Origin of the sequence: Intestinimonas massiliensis (ex Afouda et al. 2020) (genome assembly GCF_001244995.1) — a bacterium.
In the GTDB taxonomy this organism is placed as follows: domain Bacteria; phylum Bacillota; class Clostridia; order Oscillospirales; family Oscillospiraceae; genus Intestinimonas; species Intestinimonas massiliensis.
Genome location: NZ_LN869529.1, coordinates 332,047 through 354,539 on the forward strand (window position 1 = coordinate 332,047; position 22,493 = coordinate 354,539).

A 22,493-nucleotide genomic window follows, 5' to 3' on the forward strand; every position below is an offset into this window, starting at 1 on the left:
TATGAGCATCCGTGAATGCGCACTGCGAAGCCAGGCCTTTGCCGCGCTGAAGGATGTCTACGACCACCGGGAGACCGTGGCCGCCCGGTGGCGCGCCGATGGAGGAAAGGTGGTCGGGGAGCTGGGCTGCGATGTTCCGGACGAGTTCATACTGGCCGCCGGCATGCTGCCGGTGCGGGTCTACGCCGAAGTGGGAAAGCCCCTGGTGGAGACCGACAAGTATCTGGAATACGCCTTCGACCCGGTGGTCCGGGCCCAGTTTGAAAAGATCGTGGACGGGACCTATGACCGCCAGATCGATGCCCTGGCCATCTCCAACAGCACCGATGTCATCATCCGTATCTATCTGTACCTGCGAGAGCTGTGCCGGGTGGAGCCGGAAAAGCCGGTGCCGCCGGTGGAGTTCATCGATTGGTTGTTTACCCGCAACCGTCTGCACCAGGTCCGCAACGAGCAGACCTTGGAGCTGTTCCGCCAGACGGTGGAGCGGTGGGCAGGCCGGGCCATCACCGATGAAGAGATCGCCGCCGCCGGAGCCATCTGCAATGAAAACCGGCAAGCTCTGCGGGAAATGGCCGCCTTGCGCCGGTGTGCGCAGCCCCGAATCACCGGCAGCGAGGCCTTGGTCATCATCGGCAGCGCCTTCTTCATGGAGCGCTCCGCCCATACCGCTCTGGTAAGACAGGTGGTGACCGACGCCCAAAGCTGGCCTGTCCTCCACGGCCCGCGGGTGTTCTTCACCGGCAGCAACCAGGAGGATACCGCCCTGTATGAACAGATTGAGGCGGCCGGCGCCGTCATCGTGGGCGAGGACCACGACTGGGGCGACCGTTGGTATGACCGGGACTACAATCCCGAGTACTCCCCCGTTCGTGCGGTGGTGGACCGGTACATGCTGCGGGAATTCAGCAGCAAAAAAGCCTTCGTCAGCCAGCGGGTGGCCGCGCTGGACCGGGAAGTGGACGCCTCTGCCGCCCAGGCCGTGGTGTTCTATACCAACATCTACGAGGAGGCCGCGAGCTGGGACTATCCCAGCCAGAAGAAGAGTCTGGAGAGCCGGGGCATCCCCACCGCCTGCTTTGCCAAGATGGCCTGGCCTGCCCACCGCAACGAGGGACTAGAGGGGCGGTTCAGAGCCTTTGTCTCCACACTGAAAGGAGGTGCCAGCCGTGGCTGACGGAAAGAAAATGGCGGAGTCCCAGTCCACCGCCGTCAAAAAGCTGAAGGCCACGGCCGCCGCCGGAGCCCATCAAAAGGAGTGGTTTACCGGGCTGAAGGCACGGGTGGAGGCGGGCGAGGACTTCGGTTACCTCAACGCCGACGTACCCATGGAGGTCCTGCGGGCCATGGACATCCCCTTTGTGGTCAATCAGTGGTGGGCCGCCATCTGCGGAGCCAAGCGCATGACCAAAAAGTATTACGGCCTGCTGCGGGAGGCCGGCTACCGGGATGACCTGTGCTCCTACTGTGCCACCGCCTTTGCCGAGAGCCTGGACCCCGACGACCACAAGAGGGACGCCGAGGGCAGGCCTCTGGGGCCCTGGGGCGGTCTGCCTGCCCCCACCATCGCCATCACCCGGCTGACCTGCGACTGTCAGAGCAAGATCTTTGAACTTTTTGCACAGAATCACGGGGCCAGCTTCTACGCTATGGAGAATACCGTGGCTCGGAAGACCCCCCTAAAGTGGTTTGAGCTGGCCCCCGACCGCTGGGAGGAGCTCTACGACACCGACCGCCTGGATACCGCCGTGGAGGAGCTTAAGGAGCTCATCCGCTTCCTGGAGATGAAGACCGGGAAGATGTTCGACATCAACAAGCTCGAGCAGGTGATGAACCTTATCAACGAGCAGGAGATGTGGTACAAAAAGACCCGGGACCTCATCGCCGCTTGCCACCCCGTGCCCGTCACCGTGGTGGATACCATCAACGCCGTGATGCAGGCCCAGTGGCAGCGGGGTACCCAATGGGCTGCCGACCATGCCAAAAGCCTGTATGAGGAGGTCAAGGCTCTGGCCGACAAGGGCGAGGCCGCCGTGCCCAACGAGAAGTACCGCCTGATGTGGATTGGACGGGGCATCTGGCACGATTTCAGCTTCTATCAGCGCTTTGAGCAGAAGTACGGCGCGGTATTCATGTGGAGCATGTATCTGGCCATGGGGGCGGACGCCTACATCCGCAACCACGTCGAGGCCGATCCCCTACGGGCCCTGGCCGCCCGTTATATCGGCATGGAGGACTTTCTCCACATGCCGCCCTGGAACAGCCAGTGGTATCTCCAGCAGGCCGCCCAGAACGATATCGACGGCGTGGTCTACATGGTGCCGGAGAACTGCATGCAGGCGGTGGAAGGCAGCTACTTCATCAAAAAGGCCCTGGAGGACGCAGGCATCCCGGTGCTCATCTTCAAGGCCGACCCAGTGGATGCCCGTAAGTGGAACGCCGACACCATGACCGGGCTGGTGGAGGAGTTTATCGAGCAGCGGGTCATCCCCAATAAAAAATGAACTGGTTCATATGAATGTGTTCACAAATGCAAAAAACGGTATTATAATATAGGAGGTACTTACTATGGCTTGCAGAGGACCGCTTTCCGGTTACCGCGTTTTGGATATGACCCAGTTTGAGTCCGGCACTGTGTGCACCGAGACCCTGGCTTGGCTGGGGGCCGACGTATTCAAGGTGGAGCGCCCGGTGAAGGGGGAATTGGGTCGTTATTCCCAGGCCAATCCGGGCGTGGACAGCTACGGCTTTTTGGTGATGAACATGAACAAAAAGTCCATCACCTGCAACGCCAAGGCCCCTGAGGGCCTGGATCTGCTCAGGCGCCTGGTGGCCAAATGCGACGTCGTCGTGGAGAATATGGGGCCCGGCTCCATGGACAACCTGGGGCTGACCTATGAGGCGTGCCGGGAGATCAACCCGAAGATCGTCTATGCCAGCCTGAAGGGCTTCGCGCAGGACGGCCCCTACGCCGACTACCCAGCCTTCGACCCCATCGCCACCCACACCGGCGTCATGGTCTCCGCCACCGGTCTGCCCGAGCAACCCATCAAGTGCGGCATCTCGGTGGCCGACTCCGGCACCGGCATCACCCTGGCCATGAGCATCATCGCCGCCCTGCTCCAGCGGGAGCGGGAGGGGATCGGCCAGCGGGTAGACGTGGCCATGCAGGACTTTATGATCGGTCTGAGCCGTTCCCAGTGGGAGCCCTACCTCAACAACGGAAAGCCCAACCGCCGGGTGGCCAACGGGATGCCCCTGGAGGATGTGGCCCCGTCGGACACGTATCCCTGCAAGCCTTTCGGGCCCAACGACTATGTGCACATCTACTGCTCCCGCCACCCCGGCAGCAAGCAGTGGGACAATCTGTGCGATGTCATCGGGCGGCCCGACCTGAAGCAGGACGTCTGCCCCGAGATGGCTACGCCCCGCTCCCGGTACGAGCACCGGGAGATCTGCGACAGTGCCATCAAGGACTGGCTGAAGGACTATGACAAAATCACCGCCATGGATATCCTGTGCAAGGCGGACATCCCTGCCGGCGCATTGCTGGACTGCGCCGACATCACCAACGATCCCCAATATCTGGAGCGGGGCATGATCGTGGAGATCGAACATCCCGAGCGGGGCAAGGTGAAGGTGCCCGGCTTCGCGCCAAGACTCAGCGAGAATCACGTGGAGTACCAGTGCAGCCCGGCGCTGGGCGGCAGCAACCAGGAAGTCTATGGGGGGCTGTTGGGCCTGTCTGGTGAGGAACTGGACGCATTGAAGGAGAAAAAGGTCATCTGACCGTGCCAGAGGGCATGCCGCCAGACCGGCGCGCCGCCGTCGCTCCCTGCTCTGGAGCGGGGCGGCGCGCCGGTCTTTTGTGCCGGATACGGGGAAAAGGGAGAGAAAGACGTGAGGAACATGCTGCCATTGGAAGACCTGACCGTGGGAGGGCTGCTGCGGCGGACGGCCCGGCGGTTTCCGGACCGGCCGGCCCTGGAGTACCGGGGCCGGGTGTGGAGCTATGCCGCACTGGACGGGGAGGTGGATCGGACGGCCCGGCGGCTGCTGGGCTGGGGTGTGGACAAAGGGGACCACCTGGCTCTCTGGTGCGAGGCGGAGCCCAACGCGATCGTGCTGCTGTATGCGGCGAGCCGCATCGGCGCAGTCACCGCGCTGCTGAACACCAGCCTGGGGCGGACGGAGCTCAAAACACTTCTGGAGCGCAGCGACATCCGGTATCTGGTGATCGGAGATGGCTATAAAGAGCTGGACTACCCCGCGCTTTGCCGGGGCCTGACGGAGGAGTTGTCCGGACTGAAGGCGGTCCTCTACGCGGGGCAGCGGGGCTGCGGCGGGTATGCGGCCCTGGAGGATCTGGAGGAAGGTATGGCCTCGGAGGAGGTGCTGGCTGGGGCAGAGGTCCGGGTGCGGCCGGAGGACACCGCCTTTCTCCTCTATACCAGCGGTACCACCAGCGTCCCCAAGGCGGTACTGGGCAGCCACTACAGCCGGGTCAACAGCGGTATCCAGCAGGCCAACGACCTGGGGGCCACCCAGGCCGACCGCTTCTGCGTGGCTATGCCCATCTTCCACTGCTTCTGCCTGTCTGTGAATGTGATGGCGGCCTGCGCGGTCGGCGCCTGCCTGTATTTGCCGGAATCCCGGCGGACTGCCGCCCTGCTGGAGGCGGTGAGTCAGGGACGCTGCACCGTCATGAGCAGCGTCCCAGCCCTGTATCACGCCATGCTTTGCCGCCCCGACTTTGACACCTGGGACATCTCCACCCTACGGACCGGCTTCATCGGTGGCAGTCAGTATCCGCCCCGGCTTTTTCGGGAAATCAACGACCGCTTCGGATTTACGCTGCTGTCTAGCTTAGGGCAGACCGAGGCCACCGCCGGCATCACCACCGCCGCCCTGGGTGATTCTCTGGAGGTGCGGGCCACCACGGTAGGACACTTTATGGACCACCTAGAGGGGAAAATCGTCTGTCCCCGCACCGGGGCGCAGCAGCCCGCGGGGCAGATGGGAGAGATCTGCGTGCGGGGCTACGCCGTTATGCAGGGCTATTACCGCCAGCCGGAGTGCACCGCCCGGACTATAGACGCCGACGGTTGGCTCCACACCGGGGATATGGGGTATCTGGACGGCGATGGGAACGTGCATCTGACCGGCCGTCTGAAGGAACTCATCATCCGGGGCGGCGAGAACATCAGCCCGGCGGAGGTGGAGGCAGTGCTGGCCGGAGACGACCGCGTAGAGACCTGCAAGGCGGTGGGCGTGCCCGACCCCCACTACGGGGAGGTGGTCTGCCTGTGCGTGGTATGCCGCAAGGGGGCCCGCTGCACAGAGGCGGAACTGAAGACGGAGCTGAAAGCCGGCCTGGCCGACTTCAAGGTGCCCCAGTACATCCTGTTTTTGGAACGCCTGCCTGAGACCCTGACCGGAAAGGTCCGGGTGCAGGAGCTCAAGGACCTGGCGCGGGAGACCCTGGGCCTGACCTCGGACTGAAAGGGGGGAGGAACATGGCGCTGTTCGTCCGGGACCGGAGCTTTTATCGGAAGATCTTGCTCCTCGGCGGGCCCATCTCGGCCCAGCAGATCATTACGGTGGGGGTCAATATGATGGACACCGTGATGCTGGGACAGTTGGATGAGACGGCTCTCTCCGCCAGTTCCATGGCCGCCCAGGTCCACAACCTGTTCCATTTCATGTGCATGGGGTTGGGGATGGGGGCCAGCGTGCTCATCGCCCGGTACTGGGGCGCGGAGGAGCACGCCAGCCTGCGCAAGACCCTGGTGCTGATGTACCGCTTCTGCCTGCTGACGGCGCTGGTGTTCACGGCGGCGGTGGCGGCGGCTCCGGCGGGCATCATGGGACTGCTGACGCCGGACGGAGAGGTGGTGGCCGAGGGCGTGCGCTACCTGCGCTGGGCACTGCCCTGCTTTTTCTTCTATGGCTTATCCATGACCACCACCATCGTCCTGCGGAACACCGGACAGATGCACATTCCGCTGCTCACAGCGGTGGGGGCCTTCTTCCTCAATATCTTTTTCAACTGGATGTTTATTTTCGGCAAGTTGGGGGCCCCCGCCATGGGGGTGGCGGGGGCGGCTCTGGGTACCCTCATCAGCCGGGCCTTTGAATTTGCCGTCATCTGCGGCTATTTCCTCCTGCGGGACCGGAAGCTCCGGTTCCGGGTCCGGGACCTGCTGCTGCCCTGCGGCGACCTGTTGCCGGAGTATCTGCGTATCTCCCTACCCGTGCTGGTCAGTGACACCCTGCTGGGACTGGGAAACAGCATGACCATGGCGGTGGCCGGTCATATCGGCCGGACCTTTATGTCGGCCAACACCATTACCAGCGTCGCCCAGCAGATTACCACCGTATTCACAGCGGGGTTGGGGCAGGCGGCGGTCATCATTACCGGAAACACCCTGGGCCTTGGCGAGATGGAGAAGGCCCAGCGGCAGGGCGTGACCTTTGCGGTGCTGGGGGTCCTTCTGGGCGGGCTGTGCGGCGGGATCATTGTGGCGGTCAGCCCTCTGGGGGTGGGAAGCTACCAGATCACGGCGGAGACCCACGCCGTGGCGATGGAGCTGATGAACGCGGTGGGAGTGATAACGGTGTTTATGGCCGTCAGTTCCATCCTGACCAAGGGGGTGCTCCGGGGTGGAGGCGACACCCGTTTCTTGATGGTTGCCGACGTGTGTTTCCTCTGGGTGGTCAGCGTACCGCTGGGGGCCGGGGCGGGCCTGGTGTGGGAGTGGCCGCCCTTCTGGATCTTTTTCTGCCTGCGCATCGACCACGTTATCAAGGCGGTGTGGTGTATCTTCCGCCTGCGGAGCGGTAAGTGGATCAAGAGAATCCGGGCGGTTTAGGCTCGAGTGAAAAAAGGCAGCGGCGTAGCCGCTGCCTTTTTTCTGTGTCCGACCGCCAATGCGGTGCCCACCGCAGAGGGGGCCGTGCAGATCGCCATGGAGGAGCTGCCCATCACTCTACATCGGGCCCGGGTGCTGGTGCTGGGCTTTGGGCGGCTGGGCAAGCTGGCGGCCCACCGCTTCGCCGCCTTGGGGGCCAAGGTCAGCGTAGCGGCCCGAAAGTGGGCCGATCTGGCCTGGGCGGAGGCCTACGGCTACGGGGCGGAGCGCATCGACCAACTGGGAGGCTGGCTGTGCGCCTATGATTTGGTAATCAACACAGTGCCCGGCCGGGTGCTGGGCGCCGGCTACCTGGCCGACCTGAAGCCCGGCTGTCTGGTGGTGGACCTGGCCTCCAAGCCCGGGGGAGTGGACCTGGAGGCGGCGTCCCAGATGGGAGTCCGGGTGATCTGGGCCCTGTCGCTGCCGGGCAAGGTGGCTCCCGTCACAGCGGGCCGGGCCATACGGGACACGATCTATCACATTTTGCATGAGTTAGGAGTATGACTATGGAACACCTGCGCGTGGGCTTTGCCTTCTGCGGCTCCTTTTGTACCTATGACAAGGCCATGGCGGCGCTGGAGCAGGTACGGGCCCGCTACGGGGACGTGACGCCCATCGTCTCGGAAAGAAGCGCCGATACCGACACCCGCTTCGGGGAGGCCCATGAGTTTATGCGGGAGATGGAGCGCATCTGCGACAAGCGGGTGATCGATTCCATCCCCAAGGCGGAGCCCATCGGCCCGCAAAAACTGCTGGATGTGCTGGTCATCGCCCCCTGCACGGGCAGTACCCTGGCCCGGCTGGCCAACGGCTTCAGCGACACGGCGGTGACCATGGCGGCCAAGGCGATGTGGCGCAACGGCCGCCCCGTGGTGCTGGCCGTGAGCACCAACGACGGACTGGGCGCGTCGGCCAAGAACATCGGCGCGCTGCTGGAGAAAAAGTACGTATACTTTGTCCCCTACGGACAGGATGATCCGGAGAAGAAACCCACCTCCCTGGTGGCCGACTTCACCCGAATCCCGGATACCATCGACGCGGCGCTTGAGGGCAGGCAGCTTCAGCCCCTGCTGCTGGCCGCCGGGTGTTGAGAAAGCGCAAAAAGGCCGTGGACGGCGTACGCCGTCCACGGCCTTTTTGCTGCGCCGCCAAGGGCGCCTTCCCCTTTTTCACCGCCGATCTACTTCACCACAAAGCCGTATCCGCGCAGGATGTCCCGCAGACGCTCCACCTCCTCCTGGGAGGGGGTACGGCTGGTGAAGCCCTCGGTGCCGGGCTCAAGCTGTTCCCGCTTGCCCTGGCCCAGGTTGTGGTAGGGCAGCAGGTTGATCTCACTGCACCGGATGGCCTTTTCGGTCAAAAAACGGCCCAGAGCGTGCAGGTTTTCCGCACGATCATTACAGGGCGGGATGACCGGGCAGCGGACGATGATGGTGCAGTCCGTCCGGCGGGAAATGTGCTCCAGGTTGGCTAGAATCAGCTCATTTCCCTGGCCGGTGTACGCCCGGTGCCGGGCGGAATCCATGTGCTTTATATCGTAGAGAACGATATCGGTGTGGGCGAGGACCGGTTCCATGACCGCCCAGGGCACCGCACCGCAGGTCTCCACGGCGGTGGTAATGCCCGCCTGCCGGCACAGCTCTGTCAGGGCCCCGGTGAATTGTGGGTGCGCCAGGGCCTCGCCGCCAGTGACGGTAAGCCCGCCGTCCGTGCCGTAAAAGAGCCGGTCTCCGGCCACCTCGTCAAAGGCTTCGCCCGCTGTCATGGTATGGCCCATGATGCTGCGGGCCTCGGTGGGACAGCCATCCACACAGCGGCCGCAGGCGGTGCAGAGCGTGCGGTCGGTGTGGACCCGGTCGGGGCGGTCCGTCCGGCGGGAGACCGCCTTTTGGGGACAGGTCTGGATGCATTGGCCGCAGCCGGTGCACTTGTCCGCAAGGTACATGAGCTGGGGCGCCCCGGCCTGGGACTCCGGGTTGGCGCACCACAGGCACCGCAGGGGGCACCCCTTGACAAACACGTTGGTCCGGATGCCGGGCCCGTCGTGGATGCAGTAGTGCTGGATGTTGAACACGGTGCCGGGGACAGCTCTGAGAGCTTCCGTCATGGAGGTCATTCCTTTCCTTCCTGTGGAGGCGAAGCGGCCAATCGCTTGCCCAGATTAATTTTGGCGTAGCGGTCGTAATACCGCAGAATCTTACAGGAGAAGACCATGCGCTGCTGGATTTCGCCGTTGGCCAGGTCGGCTTTGGACAGCTCCTGCAGCTTGGCCAGCCGGGCGGAGAAGGTGTTGCGGTGCATATAGGCAGCCCGGGCGGCCTGGGAGACGCTGCAGTTTTTGAGGCAGTAATAGTAGAGCACGTCCAGCAGATTGGATTTGTGGGCCAGATCGTAGCGATAGAGTTTCACTGCGTCGGGGTGCGTCAGATAAATGATATCGTCATGGCCCAACAGGGCACTGAAGCTGTTAATGCACAGGTCGATGGCAATGTACTCGGCGTAGTCCTCAAAAAAGAAGATGCGTTCCTTTTCGCATGAGCGCAGGGCCCGTCCCAGTTGCAGAACGCTTTTGGTCAGCAGATAGTTGGTGCGCAGCATGGCGCGGCGGCTGGTGGCGTTGCTGATGGCGGCAAAGGCGTCGTAGCGGGTCAGCAGATCCCGGAGCTGTTCCCGATCAAAAACGGGGGCGGGCTGGAAATCCCGGCCCGGCCGGCTGAGCAGCAGTACGATCCCGCCGTCATAGAGGGCGGCGTTGCTCTCGGGGAAGATGGCCTCCAACTGTGCCAAAAGGGAGGTCGGAGAGACCGGCAAAGCGCCGGGAGCGGTGGGCTCCACAATGATAAAGCTGCAAAACTGCTGGGGAATGCGGGAGATTAGGGAGAAGCGGCGGCTGATCTCATCCTCGCCCGTGAGCTTGCCGGTGAGCAGATCGGTAAGGAGCGTCTTGAAATCGGCGCCCGCCCAATAGGCGCCTTTCTCCGCGGCGGCCACCCGGCTGACATTGTCCTGCACCAGGTCCAGCAGGGTGCAGGCGTCACCGTCGCACCAGTCGCGGGGGGTAAAGAGCAGCATGCGGGAGATCAGACTGTCATCCTGAAAGACCCGGCGTGACCAGCACCTGCCCTCGCTGCCCATGACCCGGCAGAGCGGGACGGCGGAATCGGTCCGCCCTTCTTCCAGCAGGTCCCGGGCGGTATTGGGGGAGAGCAGGCCCCGTTCCAGCATCTCCCGGGCGGGCGCACTGTCCAGACAGGCTCTCCCACCAAAAAAGACCACGCGGCAGCCGGCATTCAGCAGGAACAGGGCCCCGCCCGCCAGCTCCGCCGCCGTGTCCACCACATCCTGGATGCTGTGGCGGCGTCCGGCAGCGCGCAGCAGGAGAACGTTCCACTCCTGGTGGCGGCGCAGCACGGCGGACAGCCGTTCATGGAGGTCCAGCAGCTCCAGACGGGTGATCACCAGGTTGACCGAGCGGGACTCTGCCAGAGAAAGCAGCCCCGCGGCGTCGCCGGCGGCAAAAAAAGTGACGCCGGACAGGTCTCCGGATATCTCCAGAAAGGAGCGGATCTCTGCCCCTTCGCCCAGCCACAATACGGTGGGATCGGGTCCCTCCCAGTGGCGGACAAACCGGACTGCCCGTATCTGAGGCAGGCTCGCCCTGACGGCCGGCCGGGCCAGAAGGTATCCCTGCAGCGGCTGTATCCAGTATTCCAGTTGCGACATGGAACTCCCCCGCCTCTGTACCATTTATACATTTATGAACAGGTTCATTATAGCAAATCCTGTGCGAAATGTCATCCGGTTTTTATGGAGTTCCAAAGTTTGTGCATAGGTGCTGAACAGGTTCATCAAAAATGGCGTTCATGCACAGGAATCCGGTCCGGGCGCTGGACGACTGTTGCGGAAACCGGAAATGTCATGCTATGCTTGCGCCAGCGAATGGGCGGCGTACCGCGGCGCCGCCCGGCCAGGAAAGAAAGAATGAGGAGGTTTTTTCTATGTCAGCTTCGACAGTCCTGATCCTGTTTCTTGTGGCAATGGTCCTCTCCATCTATTTCGGCAACAAGTTCGATGCAATCGGCCTGATCTCCATGTCCTTTGCCTATCTCATCGGCGTGTTTGGTCTGGGACTGAAGACTTCGGTCGTGGTCGGCATGTTTCCTGCCAAGATCCTCTTTACCATCATCGGCATCTGCTGGCTGTTTGGCTACGCCAATGAAAATGGCACCCTTCGGCAGATCACTCTCATCCTGGTCTACCGATTCCGCCGGTTCCCCAGCATCCTGCCCTGGGTCTTCTTCCTGATTGCGGGCGTGATCTGTATGACGGGCGCCTCCCCGTATGCGCCCAATGCCGTGCTGATGCCCATCATCATCTCCATCTGCCTGGCCACCAATATGAACCCCCTGTTTGGCTCCCTGATGGTCAATATCGGCTCGTACATCGGCGCACAGGTCCCCTGGGGGCAGGGCGCCAACATCCAACGCGGCGTTCTGGAGGCCGGTATTCATGCCGAAGAGGTGGATTCCATCCTTTGGAACGGCTTTTTTACCTGCGCACTGTTTGCGCTGGTCTCCGGTATCCTGACCTTCCTGCTGTTCCGCGGCTGGAAAGCTAGGGTGACCGATACCAACTTTATCACCCGGCCGGAGCCCATGACGCCTGTGCAGAAAAAGACCTTTGCGCTGATTCTGGTCCTGGTGGTTCTGATGGTGGTTCCCTCTCTGCTGGGCAACCTGGGTTTGAGCGCCCTGGCCGCTCTGTCCAGAAAGCTGGATATCTCCCTGGTGTGCATCGTGCTGGCCACCGTGGCCGCCCTGCTGAAACTGGCGGACGCCAAGACCGTGGTCACCCGACACATCCCCTGGAACACCCTGATGATGCTGGCTGGCGTGTCAATGCTGGTGGGCGTGGCCTCCGAGGGAGGCGCAGTGGACCTCATCGGCACCTGGATCGGCGGCAACGTGCCCACGGCGATCATCGTGCCCATGTTCGTCCTGCTGGCCGGCTTCATGAGCGTTTTCTCTGCCGGCTCCTCCGTGGTGGTTCCCACCCTGTTTGTGCTGGTGCCCTCCGTACTGACCACAGCCGTGGGCGTCAACTATCATGCGCTCTATGCCGGCATCGCCATCGGGGCCAACGCCTCCGCCGTGTCCCCCTTCTCCGGCGGCGGCTCCCTGACCCTGGCCAACATCAAACAGGATGATATCCGGGAGAAAATGTTTCTGCCGCTCATCCTCTCAGCCGCCGCGCTGGTGCTTGTGGCCGCCGTGCTGGGTGCTGTCGGGCTGTACGGTCTGGTATAAGCCATGAAAGAAAACAGACTTTCCCAGGCGCTGATTCGTCATGTGCGGACCACGGGCTATGGCGATATCCCCGCCGCCGCCTTGGCGGCGCAGAAACAGTCCCTGGCCGACATGCTGGCCGTTATGCTGGCGGCCACCGGGCTGGATGCCGCCTCCGCCCCCTTTGCCGCTTTTGCGGCGGAGGAGGGCCGGGGACGGTGCACGATCCTGGGCCGTGAGGAAAAGACCTCCCCCATGCTGGCGGCACTGGCCAATGGGGCGCTGGTCCACGCGCTGGACTACGAGGATTCCCACGAGACAGCCACCGTCCATCCCAATTCCGCTGCTTTGCCCGCCCTTATGGCTTTGAGCCAGCACATCGGGGGCGTTTCGGGGCGGAGCTTCCTGACTGCCATGGCCCTGGCCAGCGATATCTGCTGCCGCCTGGACCTGGGGGTCAACGAGGACCTGCTGAAATACGGCTGGAACATGCCCCCCATCCACGGCTCCATGGGGGCGGTGCTGGGAGCCGGTAAGCTGCTGGACCTGGACGAGGGGCAGCTCGCGGACGCAGTGGCGCTGAACCTGTGCCAAGCTACCTGCAGCGGCGAGGCGGCCAACAGCGCCGGCTCCGCTGTACGAACCGTCCGGGAGGGCTTTGCCGCCCAGGCTGCGGTACAGTCGGCGCTACTGGCCGGGCGGGGGGTGCCGGCTCGGTTTGAGACGCCTTTTGAGGGAAAGCTGGGCTACTACCACATGTACGCCCGGGACAACTATACCCCGGAAAAGGTGCTGGAGGGTTTGGGGACGGTGTTTCAGGGCCAGTTCATCAGCTTCAAGCCCTGGCCGTCCTGCCGTGCCACCCATACCTCCATTGACGGGGTGCTCACTCTGATGCGGGAGCACCACATCGAACCGGGGGAGATCCAGTCCATCCACATCACTCTTCAGGAGATCGGCCGTATGGTCACCGAGCCCCGCGATGTAAAGTACCGGCCCCGGTCCGCCGCCATCGCCAAATTCAGTCTGCCCTTTGTGGTGGGCACCGCGGCAGTCTGCGGCCAGGTGGGGCTGGACAGCTTTGAGACCGAGCGGCTGTCCGACCCAGCGGTGCTGGCCATGGGGGACAAGGTGACCTGCGCCATTCGCCCGGACTGGACCAAGGAGCAGAACAAGTACACGGACCTCACCATCCGGACGGTGCGGGGGGAGTTTTCCCTGCACCTGGAACATCCCCTGGGCTGTGTGGAACATCCCATGGGGGAGGAGGCGCTGCGCCGCAAGTTTTTGGACTGCGCTGCGCGGGCGAAGAAGCCCATCTGTCCGGAGCGGCTGGAGCAGCTCTACGGCACGATCCTGCACCTGGAGGAGCTGGAAGACATGAACGGACTTTTCGACCTGCTGTAAATACAAACTGCGACATCGCACATGAAAACGGAGGAACCAAGTATGACAGACAGAATCAAACGGATGCAGGCGGCGCTGAAGGTGGACAAATTCCCCTTCTGCGCGGAGAAGGCAAAACTGGTCATCGAGTCCTGGAAGAAGCACGAGGGTCTGCCGGCCATCCTGAGCCGGGCCCACGCCACCGCCGACTATTTGGACCATCGGACCATCTATGTGGACGAGGACGAGCTCATTGTGGGCAACGTAGCCAGCAAGCCCATGGGTCTGGAGGCCTCCTGCTGGGGCCCCTTCTGGGACGACGACGATCTGGATTCCATCCTGGAGGGCAACTACACCATCTCCGACGAGGACCGAAAGACCCTGCGGAGCCTGGATTCCTTCTGGGACGGTCAGGACCGGCAGATGTATGAGTGGCAGGGACGCTTTTACGATGATGAACGCATGTGGCCCTTTATCCGCTCCGGAATCCTATGTCCGCCCTGGACCAGCAAGGTAAAGGGCCGGGGCTCCGGCGGCGCAGGCTTCGGCTGGGGTCTGGGCATCGGCCTGAGCTTCTTTGTCCCCGACTACGGTAAAATCGTCACCGAGGGCATCCACAAGACCCTGGATGAGGCCAAAGAGGAGCTGCGTCAGATCCGTTATGTGGATGATGACTCCTTTGACAAGGCCATGTATCTCCAGGCCGTCGTTATCGCCCTGGAAGCCATGGTGCGCATGTACCATCGGTATGGCGACGCCTGCCTGGAGGCCGCCGCCCGGTGCGCCGAGCCCAAGCGGAGAGCTGAACTGGAGCAGATGGCCGACACCTGCCACTGGATCGCGGAAAAGCCCTCCCGGGGATTCCGGGACGCCATCCAGAACTTCTGGTTTTACTGGATGATGATCACCCACGGCACCGTTCCCGGCGGCCGGTTTGACCAGTATATGTATCCCTTCTACCAAAAGGATATCGCCAGCGGTGCGCTCACCGACGACGATGTGGTAGAGCTCATCGAGTGCCTGCGCATCAAAATCATGCAGTTCAACTTTGTCTCCGGCAACGCCAAACAGCGGGACAAGTGGGCCGGCATGGCCCGGTGGCACAACTTCGTCATCGGCGGCGTGGACAAGGACGGCAACGACGCCTCCAATGAGTTAAGCTATCTGATCCTGCGCGCGGCCGACGAGGTCCGGACTCCCCAATTCACCATCACGCTGCGGGTTCATGACAAAACGCCGGAAAAGTTGATGCAGAAAGCCCTGGAGCTGGTCAAGACCGGCCTGGGTATGCCTGCCTTTGTCTCGGACAAGAGCTATATCCAGGGCCTGGTGGACCAGGGGGTGCCGCTGGAGGAGGCGCGGGACTATGCCCTGGCGGGCTGTCTGGACCTGAATCTGCCCGGCAAGTCCCGCATCAACGCCCTGGGCATGTTCATCGTGCCCAAGGTGCTGGACATCACCATGCACAACGGTATCATGCGGGAGACCGGCGAACGCATTGGACCCGAGACCGGCGAGATGAGGGACTTTAAGAGCTATGAGGACTTCGAAGCTGCCTTTAAAAAACAACTTTACTATTTTATGGGCATGTACAATGAGGAGCACAACATCCTCATCCGCGTCACCCGGGCGGTAAACTGCGACGTGGTCCACTCTGCCTTTGCCTATGACGGCATCAAGTGCGGCAAGGATATCATGGACCGAAAGATGCCCTATGAGAACGCCTCGCTCCTGAACCCGGTGGGCATGATCTCGGTGGCCAATTCCCTGGCCGCAGTGAAAAAGCTGGTGTTCCAGGATCAGGTGTGCACCATGGAGGAGCTGTTCCAAGCCATCGAGGCCGACTGGGAGGGTCACGAGGAGCTGCACAAGCGATGTGTGGCCGCGCCCAAATTCGGCAACGGAGACGATCTGGTGGACGATATCGCCGCCGACCTCTATAGGTTCTGGGCCAACAGATGCAATACTTTTACCACCGTCTACGGCGTACCGCCCCGTCCCACCGGTATCTCCATCACCGCTCATGCCCCCGGCGGGAGCTATACCTGTGCCACGCCTGACGGCCGCCATGCGGGAGACACCCTTCCCGACGGCGTGGCTTCTCCGGCTCAGGGTACGGACCGAAAGGGCCCTACGGTCTCACTGTGCAGCGCCATGAAGATCAACCAGGACCCCTTCAATGCCATGCTGCTGAACATGAAGCTCCATCCCACCGCGCTGGGCAGCGAGGACGACATCCATAAGCTGGGCGCCCTGATCCGGACCTACCTGACCAACGGCGGCAAGCACATTCAGTTCAATGTGGTGGACAACGAAACCCTGCACAAGGCCCAGGAGAAGCCCCAGGATTACCGGGACCTGGTGGTCCGTGTCGCGGGCTACAGCACCTACTTTACCCTGCTGACCAAGGCCGTCCAGGACGAGATCATCGCCCGGACCGAGAACCGGCTGTCCTGAAGATCCCTTCCGCAAAAGCGCCTCCGTGCCACGGCACGGAGGCGCTTTTGCGCTGGGAAGGCATTCAGGGCCGGAACTCCCGCTTCAGGACGTTTTCATAATACCGGATGAACTGGCAGGAGAACATCAGCCGCTGCCGCAGGTTGCCGTCCTCCAAATCCAACTGCAGCAGGTCCAGGATCTTGTTGACTTTGTTGATGACCGTATTGCGGTGCATGTAGGTGGCGGCGGCAGTTTTGACCAGATTGCGGTCATTGAGCAGATAATAGTACAGCACGTCCCGCAGATTGCTGTTATGCTGAGAGTCGTAGCGGGTGAGCAGGATCACTGCCGGATGCACCAGGTAGAGCACGTCGTCGTTGCCCTCAATCTCCAGATAGCGCTGCACGCACAGGTCAATGACGCAGTACATGGAGTAGTCCTCGTGGAAGAAGATGCGCTCGTCGCAGCTTTTGCGCAGTGCCTGGGCCAGAAGCGCGGTTCGTTTGGCCAGCAGGAAATTGGAGCCCAGTGCGTCCAGGTTGCGGGTGCCGTTGCTGACGGCCATAAAGCCGTTGTAGCGCTCCAGCAGGCGGGTGAGCTGCCCACTGTCGTCCAGCTCGGGACGGAAGGTACGCTCCCGGTAACTGAGCAGGATGACCACATCCTTGTGGTAGACAGCCAGATTGGCTCTGGGAAAGCATTCCCGCAGCCGAGCCGGCAGATAATTGTAGGGTACGCCGGCGCCGCCCCCGGCGAAGGTAATCACCGCCACCTGCACAAACGGCTCCACCGGATTGGGCATCCGGGACAGGGCGGAACGGATCTCAGCCGAGTCGGTGAGCCGGCGTTCCACAATATCCTCCCAGCACTGCTGAAAGAGCTTGGTGCTGGAGCCCAGCCGCTCCAGATCATGGGAGAGGAGTCGGCGGCTGAGGCAGTCGGCGGCGCAGTCGCACAAAGACTGTACATCCGACCCGTCCCGTTCCTGGCGGCCTTCGATGAGCAGCATCCCGAAGGGGTCGCCCAGGTGGGCCATGCGGCGGCCGTAGAGGACCAGTTCGGTGCCGGGGATGGCACAGGACCCGCCGCCGTCCGGCGGCATGCTGCCGAAGAGCAGCTCGGCAGTGCGCAGGGGGAGGGCGCCGGTGGCGGCCACCTGACGGGACAGATAGGCGCTGCCTTCCATCCCGGCTCCGGCCACCACTCGTCCGTTGTGGTCCAGCAGCAGGACGGCGGAGCCGGCCAGCTTGGCGGTGAGAGCCACGATGGCGTGGAGCCCTCCGCCGTGGTCGGTGAGCTCCTGATAGGCATGGCGCCAGCCGGCTTTCCGGGCGGAGGCATCGGCCAGGGTGTTGTAGAGCTTGGCCAGGGAGCAGGAAAAGAGAACCAGACTGCCGCCCGGAAGGGAGAGCTTCGGCAGGTCGTCGGCGCAGGCGTCGGAGAGAAGTACGGTGGTCCCTGGAGCGATCCGGGCCCCGGATAGTCCGGTGGCCGCCCGCACGTCCCCCAGGTAGAGCCGGTCGGCGGTCAGCGTTTTCTGAGTGCAGAGCAGCTCCACCCGGTCGGGACAGGCATCCTGGCCGGGGCAGAGAGCGGTGCGGAGGACAAAAGGCTCCAGTTGCCGGAGCAGAAAGCGCAGGCTTGACATAAACTCTCCTCTTTTCAGCCATGAAGTTATAAGAACGGAGGGGACTGGGGAGGAAACACCCATATTATACACAAAACCTGGAGCTTTTGCATAGGATGCGAGAAAAAAGAAAAGGAACTATTGTGAAAAATGTGCAACCCGCACATTTGTGAACACGTTCATTGTACGCTTGATACAGAAAAGATCCCACGCAGGCTTCTCCTCTTGCAGTGGGCGGAGCGGTGTGTTATGTTCAGGATGAACTTGTTCACTACATTTTTGCAGACGAAGGCCGCGTCGGATGTCCGCGCGGATAGAAGGGGGAAACAGGATGACAGACCGAGTCAAACGTATGAAAGAGAGCCTGCGGGTCAACAAATATCCACTGTGTGTGGAGATGTTCCGGCTGGCCAACGAGTCCCTGGATGTGACGGCGGGGGAGCCCATGCTGCTGCGCCGCTCCAAGCTCCACGCCCATATCCTGGACAACATCACCATTTTCATCGAGCCCGACGACCTGCTGTGCGGCTCTGGAGCCAGTAAGCCCTTTGGCCTGGAGATGCAGTATGAGTACGGCGTGTGGACCAAGGATGAGGTGGAGTCGCTGAAAAGCGAGATCTACGACATCAGCCCCGAGGATGAGGAAGAGCTCTATCGGCTCAACGAGCGGTTTGCCGGCAACGCCCTGAACACCAACCTGGTGGAGGCCATGGGCAAGAGCCTGGGGGAGAACGACCGGCTGTGGCCCTTCATGAAATCGGGAGTCATCCTGCCACCCTGGAAGGACAAAAGGGGCGGTTCCGGCGGCGGCTTCGCCATGTCGGGGTATGGTCTGGGGCCGGGATTTTCGCTGGTATGCGTGGATTACGCCCGCATCCTGAACGAGGGCGCCAAGGGAATCCTGTCCGAGGCGCGCAAGTGCCTGGAGGACCTGCGGTACGACAGCCCGGACGCCATTGAGAAGCGCAACTTCTGGGAGGGCGTTATCATCGTGTTCGAGGCGTGGGTCCGCTTCGCGGGCCGCTACGCCGCGCTGGCGGAGCAGATGGCCGAGGAGGAGGACGACCCCGTCCGGAAGGCCGAGCTGCTGGAGATGGCGCGGATCTGCCGAAAAGTGCCCTATGAGCCCGCGGGGAGCTTCCGGGAGGCGATGCAGTCCTTCTGGTTCACCTTCCTGATGATTTGCCCCTCGCCCACATCCACCGCAGGCCGCTTTGACCAGTACATGTACCCCTTCTACCGCAGGGATATTGACGAAGGGAAGATTACCGACGGCGAGGTGCTGGAGCTGCTGGAGATCATGCGCTGCAAGGTGATGAAGGTCAACCGGGTCTCCGGCAAGGCCAACCGGGCCAAGAACGCCGGCATGGCCAAGTGGTACAACTGGACCATCGGCGGACAGAAGGCCGACGGCTCCGACGCCACCAATGAGCTGTCCTATCTGCTGCTGGAGGCGGCCCGGGATACCCACCTGCCCCACCACACCGTGACCGTCCGGGTCCATGCCGGCACGCCGGAGAAGCTGATGCTCAAGGCGCTGGAGTGCGTCCGAAGCGGCTTGGGAATGCCCGCCTTCCTGGGGGATGAGTCCTACATCCATTTCTTTGCCAACCAGAGCCAGACCAACCGGCTGCCCATTGAGGTAGCCCGGGACTACTGCGCCACCGGCTGTGTGGATGGCAATGTTCCGGCCGTGACCCGCACCCAGGTGGCCTGCTTTTTCATCATCCCCCACGCCATGGACATCGCCATGCACAACGGCTACTGCCGCTACACCAAGGAGATGGTGGGGCTTCCCACCGGCGATGTGACCCGGATGGCCACCTTCGAGGAGTTCAAGCGCGCCGTCTACGATGAGATCCGATACCTGATGAGTATGGCCAACGAGCGCATCAACGTGGAGATGATCGCCGAGCGGGACCTGTTCCCCGATGTGTTCCGGTCCGCCCTGATGAAGGACGGTGTGAAGGTGGGCAAAGACATGTTTACCCGCCGGTTCGATTTTGAGAATGGCGCTGTGCTGGGCGCTGTGGGCGGGGTGAACACCGGAAACGCCCTGTACGCCATCAAAAAGCTGGTCTTTGATGAAAAAAAATACACCATGGAGGAGCTCCTGAAGGCGCTGGACGCCGACTGGGTGGGCTACGAGGCCATGCAGAAGGAGTTCAAGGCCCAGCCCAAGTACGGCAACGCCTATAAAGAGGTGGACGACATGGTGGCCGATGTCTACAAGCTCCACGCCGACACCTGCCTGGGCCTGCCCTGCGTCTACGGCGACAGCCTGAAGCCCAACGCCATCTCCATCTCGGCCCACCAGCCCGGCGGCGCGCTGACCGGCGCTACGGCCGACGGGCGCAAGGGCGGCGAGATTCTGGCGGACGCCTCCCTGTCCCCTGACCACGGCCAGGATACCCACGGCCCGCTGGCGGTGTTCCGCAGCGCCATGGAGGTGGACCAGGACCCCTATCAGGGCACCCTAATGAACATGAAGTTTCACCCTTCCAACATGAAAAGCGAGGACGATTTAAAGAAGCTGGGCTCTATGATCAAGACCTATCTGACCCATGGCGGCAAGCACATCCAGTTCAACGTGGTGGACCGGGCGGAGATGGAGGACGCCAAGATCCACCCGGAGGAGCATCCCGAGCTGGTGGTCCGGGTGGCGGGCTACAGCGCCTACTTCACCCGCCTGCCCGAATCCATCCAGGACGAAGTCATTGAGCGCACCTCCCAGGACCTGTAACGAAATGCGAAAAGGGGCGCGGCCCGCTTCCGCGCAAAAAAGAAAGAGAGGTAACGGTTTATGGCACTTTGGCTGTGTATCATCGCAATCGTGATCTCCATCCTCGTCGGCTGGAAGTTCAAGCTCAACACGGGTATCCTGGCAATGGGCTTTGCCTTTGTCATCGGCATCTGCGTCATGGGTATGAAGGCCTCGGCCATCATCGCCTTCTGGCCCACAACCATCGTATTCTACCTGCTGTCCATCTCCCTGTTCTTCAACTATGCCACGGAAAACGGCACCATGGAGGTGCTGGGGCAGAAGCTGCTGTATGCCATGGGCGGCAACGCCAAGCTGGTGCCCTTTGCCATCGCCGCGGTGTCCGCCATCGTGGGCGGGCTGGGTGCGGGCGCCTCCACTCCCGCTATCGTGGGCCCCTTCGCTTTTGTCATGGCCGCCACAGCCGGCGTAAACCCGGTCCTGACGGCGATCGCCATCACCTTCGGCAACCTGGTGGGCTCCAATAACCCCTACAACGGCTACGGCGGAAGCATCTCCAAGAACCTGATTATCGCCAACGGCGTGGATGAGGTCACCACCATGGATTGGTCTCTAAAAATTTGGTTCAACTGCTGCATCATCACCATCCTTATCATTGTCCTGTTTTACCTTGTCCTGAAGGGCCACAAGGCCGATAAGGTAGCCATGGGGCAGAGGCCGCCCGCCTTCAACCCGATTCAGAAGAGAACGGTGACCATCCTGTTGGCGGCCTTCTTTCTGATGGTAGTGCCCCCCATCCTGAACACCTGGATTCAGGGCGTGGCCATCCTGTCCACCCTGAACCAGTTGTGCCAGCCGCAGGTCATTATGATGCTGGGCGCGCTGCTGTGCGCGGTGCTGAAGCTGGGCGATGAGAAGACGGTGATCCGCAAGATCCCCATCAGCACCATCGTCATGATTGTGGGTGTCTATTCCCTGATCAAGGTGGCCGCTGAGGCCGGCCTGGTGGATTTTATCTCCGGCGTCCTGAGCAGCAGCATTCCGCGCCTCCTGGTGCCCGCTGCCATCGTCCTATTTGCCGCGTTCCTCAGCTTCTTCTCCAGTTCCACCTCCACCGTCATGCCTCTTATGTATCCTATGGTTCCCGCGCTGGCAGCCAGCCTGAGCCTGAATCCCATCACTTTGTATACCTGTATCTTTTTCGGTGGCCTGGCGACGGCCTGCTCCCCCTTCTCCACCGGAGGCGCCGTGTGCATCGCCGCCAACCCCTATGAGGATCAGAAGGAGCTGTTGTCCAACAAGATGATCGTTGCCGCGCTGGTGTGTCCGGTGGTTACCATCATCGCCGCAGAACTGGGTTTGTTTAGCCTGTTCCAGGCGTGAATGTCCATAGTGAATTGTCAAACCAAGTGCAACCGGAATTGAGTTCGAAGTCCCATAATTCCTGGATAGAGGTACGGACAAAGGGGGCCGCTGCAATTTGCAGCGGCCCCCTTCCTTGCAGCGCTTCAGTTCAGTATCCAGACACCAAAATTCAAGTAGGCGGCAAAGGTTACCCAGAGAAGATAGGGGATTTGCAGCCATGCCGCCAGAGGATCGACCTTGCGGAAGGAGAAGATCATCCACAGGATTAATAGCCATAATATGATCAACCAGATAAGCGCAAAGCCAAAGTTCTGGAGATTGAAGAAGATAATGCTCCAGAAAAAGTTGAACGCCAACTGAACAAGGAAAAGCAGCAGACCGTGGGTACGTGCCCTGGACGCCTGTGCGGAGTAGATCCGGGCGGCACCGAAACCCATGAGTGCAAATAGAACGGCCCAGACAATTGGGAACACGATGCTGGGCGGTGACAAAGGAGGCTGTTCCACTGTTGCCATATAGGCTTTGGTGCCATCCCGGGTCAGCCATCCGGAGAGGCCTCCGACTGCTTCTGTAAAGACAATCCAAATGAGATATGGTTTCCGCATGTGCTTTTCCATACACAATCACCCAAGCATAGAATATGTGAGTTTGTTCCCCAATTATGCATTCAGAGCAACTGCTTTCAGACGGGCTTAGAAAATGATAAGGCAAAACGGTGCGCAGCCTGCCACGGGAATCGTTCCCCCTTCCAGGCC

Annotated in this window: 16 protein-coding genes; 12 read left to right on the top strand and 4 right to left on the bottom strand. The window is 61.8% G+C overall.

The window, feature by feature from the left end:
- Position 1: 1 nt before the first annotated feature.
- From BN2154_RS05725 to BN2154_RS05755, 7 genes are all read left to right on the top strand, one after another.
- Positions 2–1,177 (top strand): 2-hydroxyacyl-CoA dehydratase subunit D, encoded by a 1,176-nt coding sequence (locus BN2154_RS05725; protein WP_050617915.1) that lies wholly within the window; start codon positions 2–4, stop codon positions 1,175–1,177.
- On the top strand, positions 1,170–2,504 hold the full coding sequence (locus BN2154_RS05730) for a 2-hydroxyacyl-CoA dehydratase subunit D (protein ID WP_207641544.1): 1,335 nt from the start codon (positions 1,170–1,172) through the stop codon (positions 2,502–2,504). The genes BN2154_RS05725 and BN2154_RS05730 overlap by 8 nt, the downstream gene beginning before the upstream one ends.
- 64 nt (positions 2,505–2,568) lie before the next feature.
- A complete protein-coding gene (locus BN2154_RS05735) occupies positions 2,569–3,789 on the top strand; it encodes a CaiB/BaiF CoA transferase family protein (RefSeq protein WP_050617916.1) in 1,221 nt (406 codons plus the stop codon).
- Positions 3,790–3,909: 120 nt separating this feature from the next.
- Positions 3,910–5,502 (top strand): AMP-binding protein, encoded by a 1,593-nt coding sequence (locus BN2154_RS05740; RefSeq protein WP_050617917.1) that lies wholly within the window; start codon positions 3,910–3,912, stop codon positions 5,500–5,502.
- Positions 5,503–5,516: 14 nt separating this feature from the next.
- Positions 5,517–6,872, top strand: coding sequence for an MATE family efflux transporter (locus BN2154_RS05745; RefSeq protein ID WP_050617918.1), 1,356 nt, complete (start codon positions 5,517–5,519; stop codon positions 6,870–6,872).
- A gap of 6 nt (positions 6,873–6,878) precedes the next feature.
- Complete coding sequence (locus tag BN2154_RS05750) at positions 6,879–7,418, top strand: NAD(P)-dependent oxidoreductase (RefSeq protein WP_238073995.1); 540 nt, start codon at positions 6,879–6,881, stop codon at positions 7,416–7,418.
- Positions 7,419–7,420: 2 nt separating this feature from the next.
- Positions 7,421–8,005 (top strand): dipicolinate synthase subunit B, encoded by a 585-nt coding sequence (locus tag BN2154_RS05755; RefSeq protein WP_050617919.1) that lies wholly within the window; start codon positions 7,421–7,423, stop codon positions 8,003–8,005.
- Between the two features lie 89 nt (positions 8,006–8,094).
- Here the strand turns inward: BN2154_RS05755 and BN2154_RS05760 are convergent, their stop codons facing one another.
- Entirely contained in the window at positions 8,095–9,030 is a 936-nt protein-coding gene (locus tag BN2154_RS05760; RefSeq protein WP_050617920.1) for a glycyl-radical enzyme activating protein, read from the bottom strand.
- Positions 9,027–10,637, bottom strand: coding sequence for a PucR family transcriptional regulator (locus BN2154_RS05765; protein WP_154666647.1), 1,611 nt, complete (start codon positions 10,635–10,637; stop codon positions 9,027–9,029). The genes BN2154_RS05760 and BN2154_RS05765 overlap by 4 nt, the downstream gene beginning before the upstream one ends.
- A gap of 275 nt (positions 10,638–10,912) precedes the next feature.
- Here BN2154_RS05765 and BN2154_RS05770 point away from each other — a divergent pair, with 275 nt between their 5' ends.
- The 3 genes from BN2154_RS05770 to BN2154_RS05780 are packed head-to-tail and all read left to right on the top strand — an operon-like array spanning position 10,913 to position 16,042.
- Entirely contained in the window at positions 10,913–12,220 is a 1,308-nt protein-coding gene (locus tag BN2154_RS05770; protein ID WP_050617922.1) for an SLC13 family permease, read from the top strand.
- 3 nt (positions 12,221–12,223) lie between these two features.
- Positions 12,224–13,606, top strand: coding sequence for an MmgE/PrpD family protein (locus tag BN2154_RS05775; protein WP_094762383.1), 1,383 nt, complete (start codon positions 12,224–12,226; stop codon positions 13,604–13,606).
- Positions 13,607–13,648: 42 nt separating this feature from the next.
- The gene (locus BN2154_RS05780; protein WP_050617924.1) at positions 13,649–16,042 is read left to right on the top strand and encodes a pyruvate formate lyase family protein; all 2,394 of its coding nucleotides are present in this window, start codon (positions 13,649–13,651) and stop codon (positions 16,040–16,042) included.
- Between the two features lie 64 nt (positions 16,043–16,106).
- Here the strand turns inward: BN2154_RS05780 and BN2154_RS05785 are convergent, their stop codons facing one another.
- The gene (locus BN2154_RS05785; protein WP_050617925.1) at positions 16,107–17,672 is read right to left on the bottom strand and encodes a helix-turn-helix domain-containing protein; all 1,566 of its coding nucleotides are present in this window, start codon (positions 17,670–17,672) and stop codon (positions 16,107–16,109) included.
- A gap of 310 nt (positions 17,673–17,982) precedes the next feature.
- Here BN2154_RS05785 and BN2154_RS05790 point away from each other — a divergent pair, with 310 nt between their 5' ends.
- Both BN2154_RS05790 and BN2154_RS05795 read left to right on the top strand, forming a co-directional pair.
- On the top strand, positions 17,983–20,394 hold the full coding sequence (locus BN2154_RS05790) for a pyruvate formate lyase family protein (protein ID WP_195892316.1): 2,412 nt from the start codon (positions 17,983–17,985) through the stop codon (positions 20,392–20,394).
- 60 nt (positions 20,395–20,454) lie between these two features.
- On the top strand, positions 20,455–21,756 hold the full coding sequence (locus tag BN2154_RS05795) for an SLC13 family permease (RefSeq protein ID WP_050617927.1): 1,302 nt from the start codon (positions 20,455–20,457) through the stop codon (positions 21,754–21,756).
- A gap of 125 nt (positions 21,757–21,881) precedes the next feature.
- Here the strand turns inward: BN2154_RS05795 and BN2154_RS05800 are convergent, their stop codons facing one another.
- On the bottom strand, positions 21,882–22,355 hold the full coding sequence (locus tag BN2154_RS05800; RefSeq protein ID WP_050617928.1) for a TspO/MBR family protein: 474 nt from the start codon (positions 22,353–22,355) through the stop codon (positions 21,882–21,884).
- Positions 22,356–22,493 lie beyond the last annotated feature (138 nt).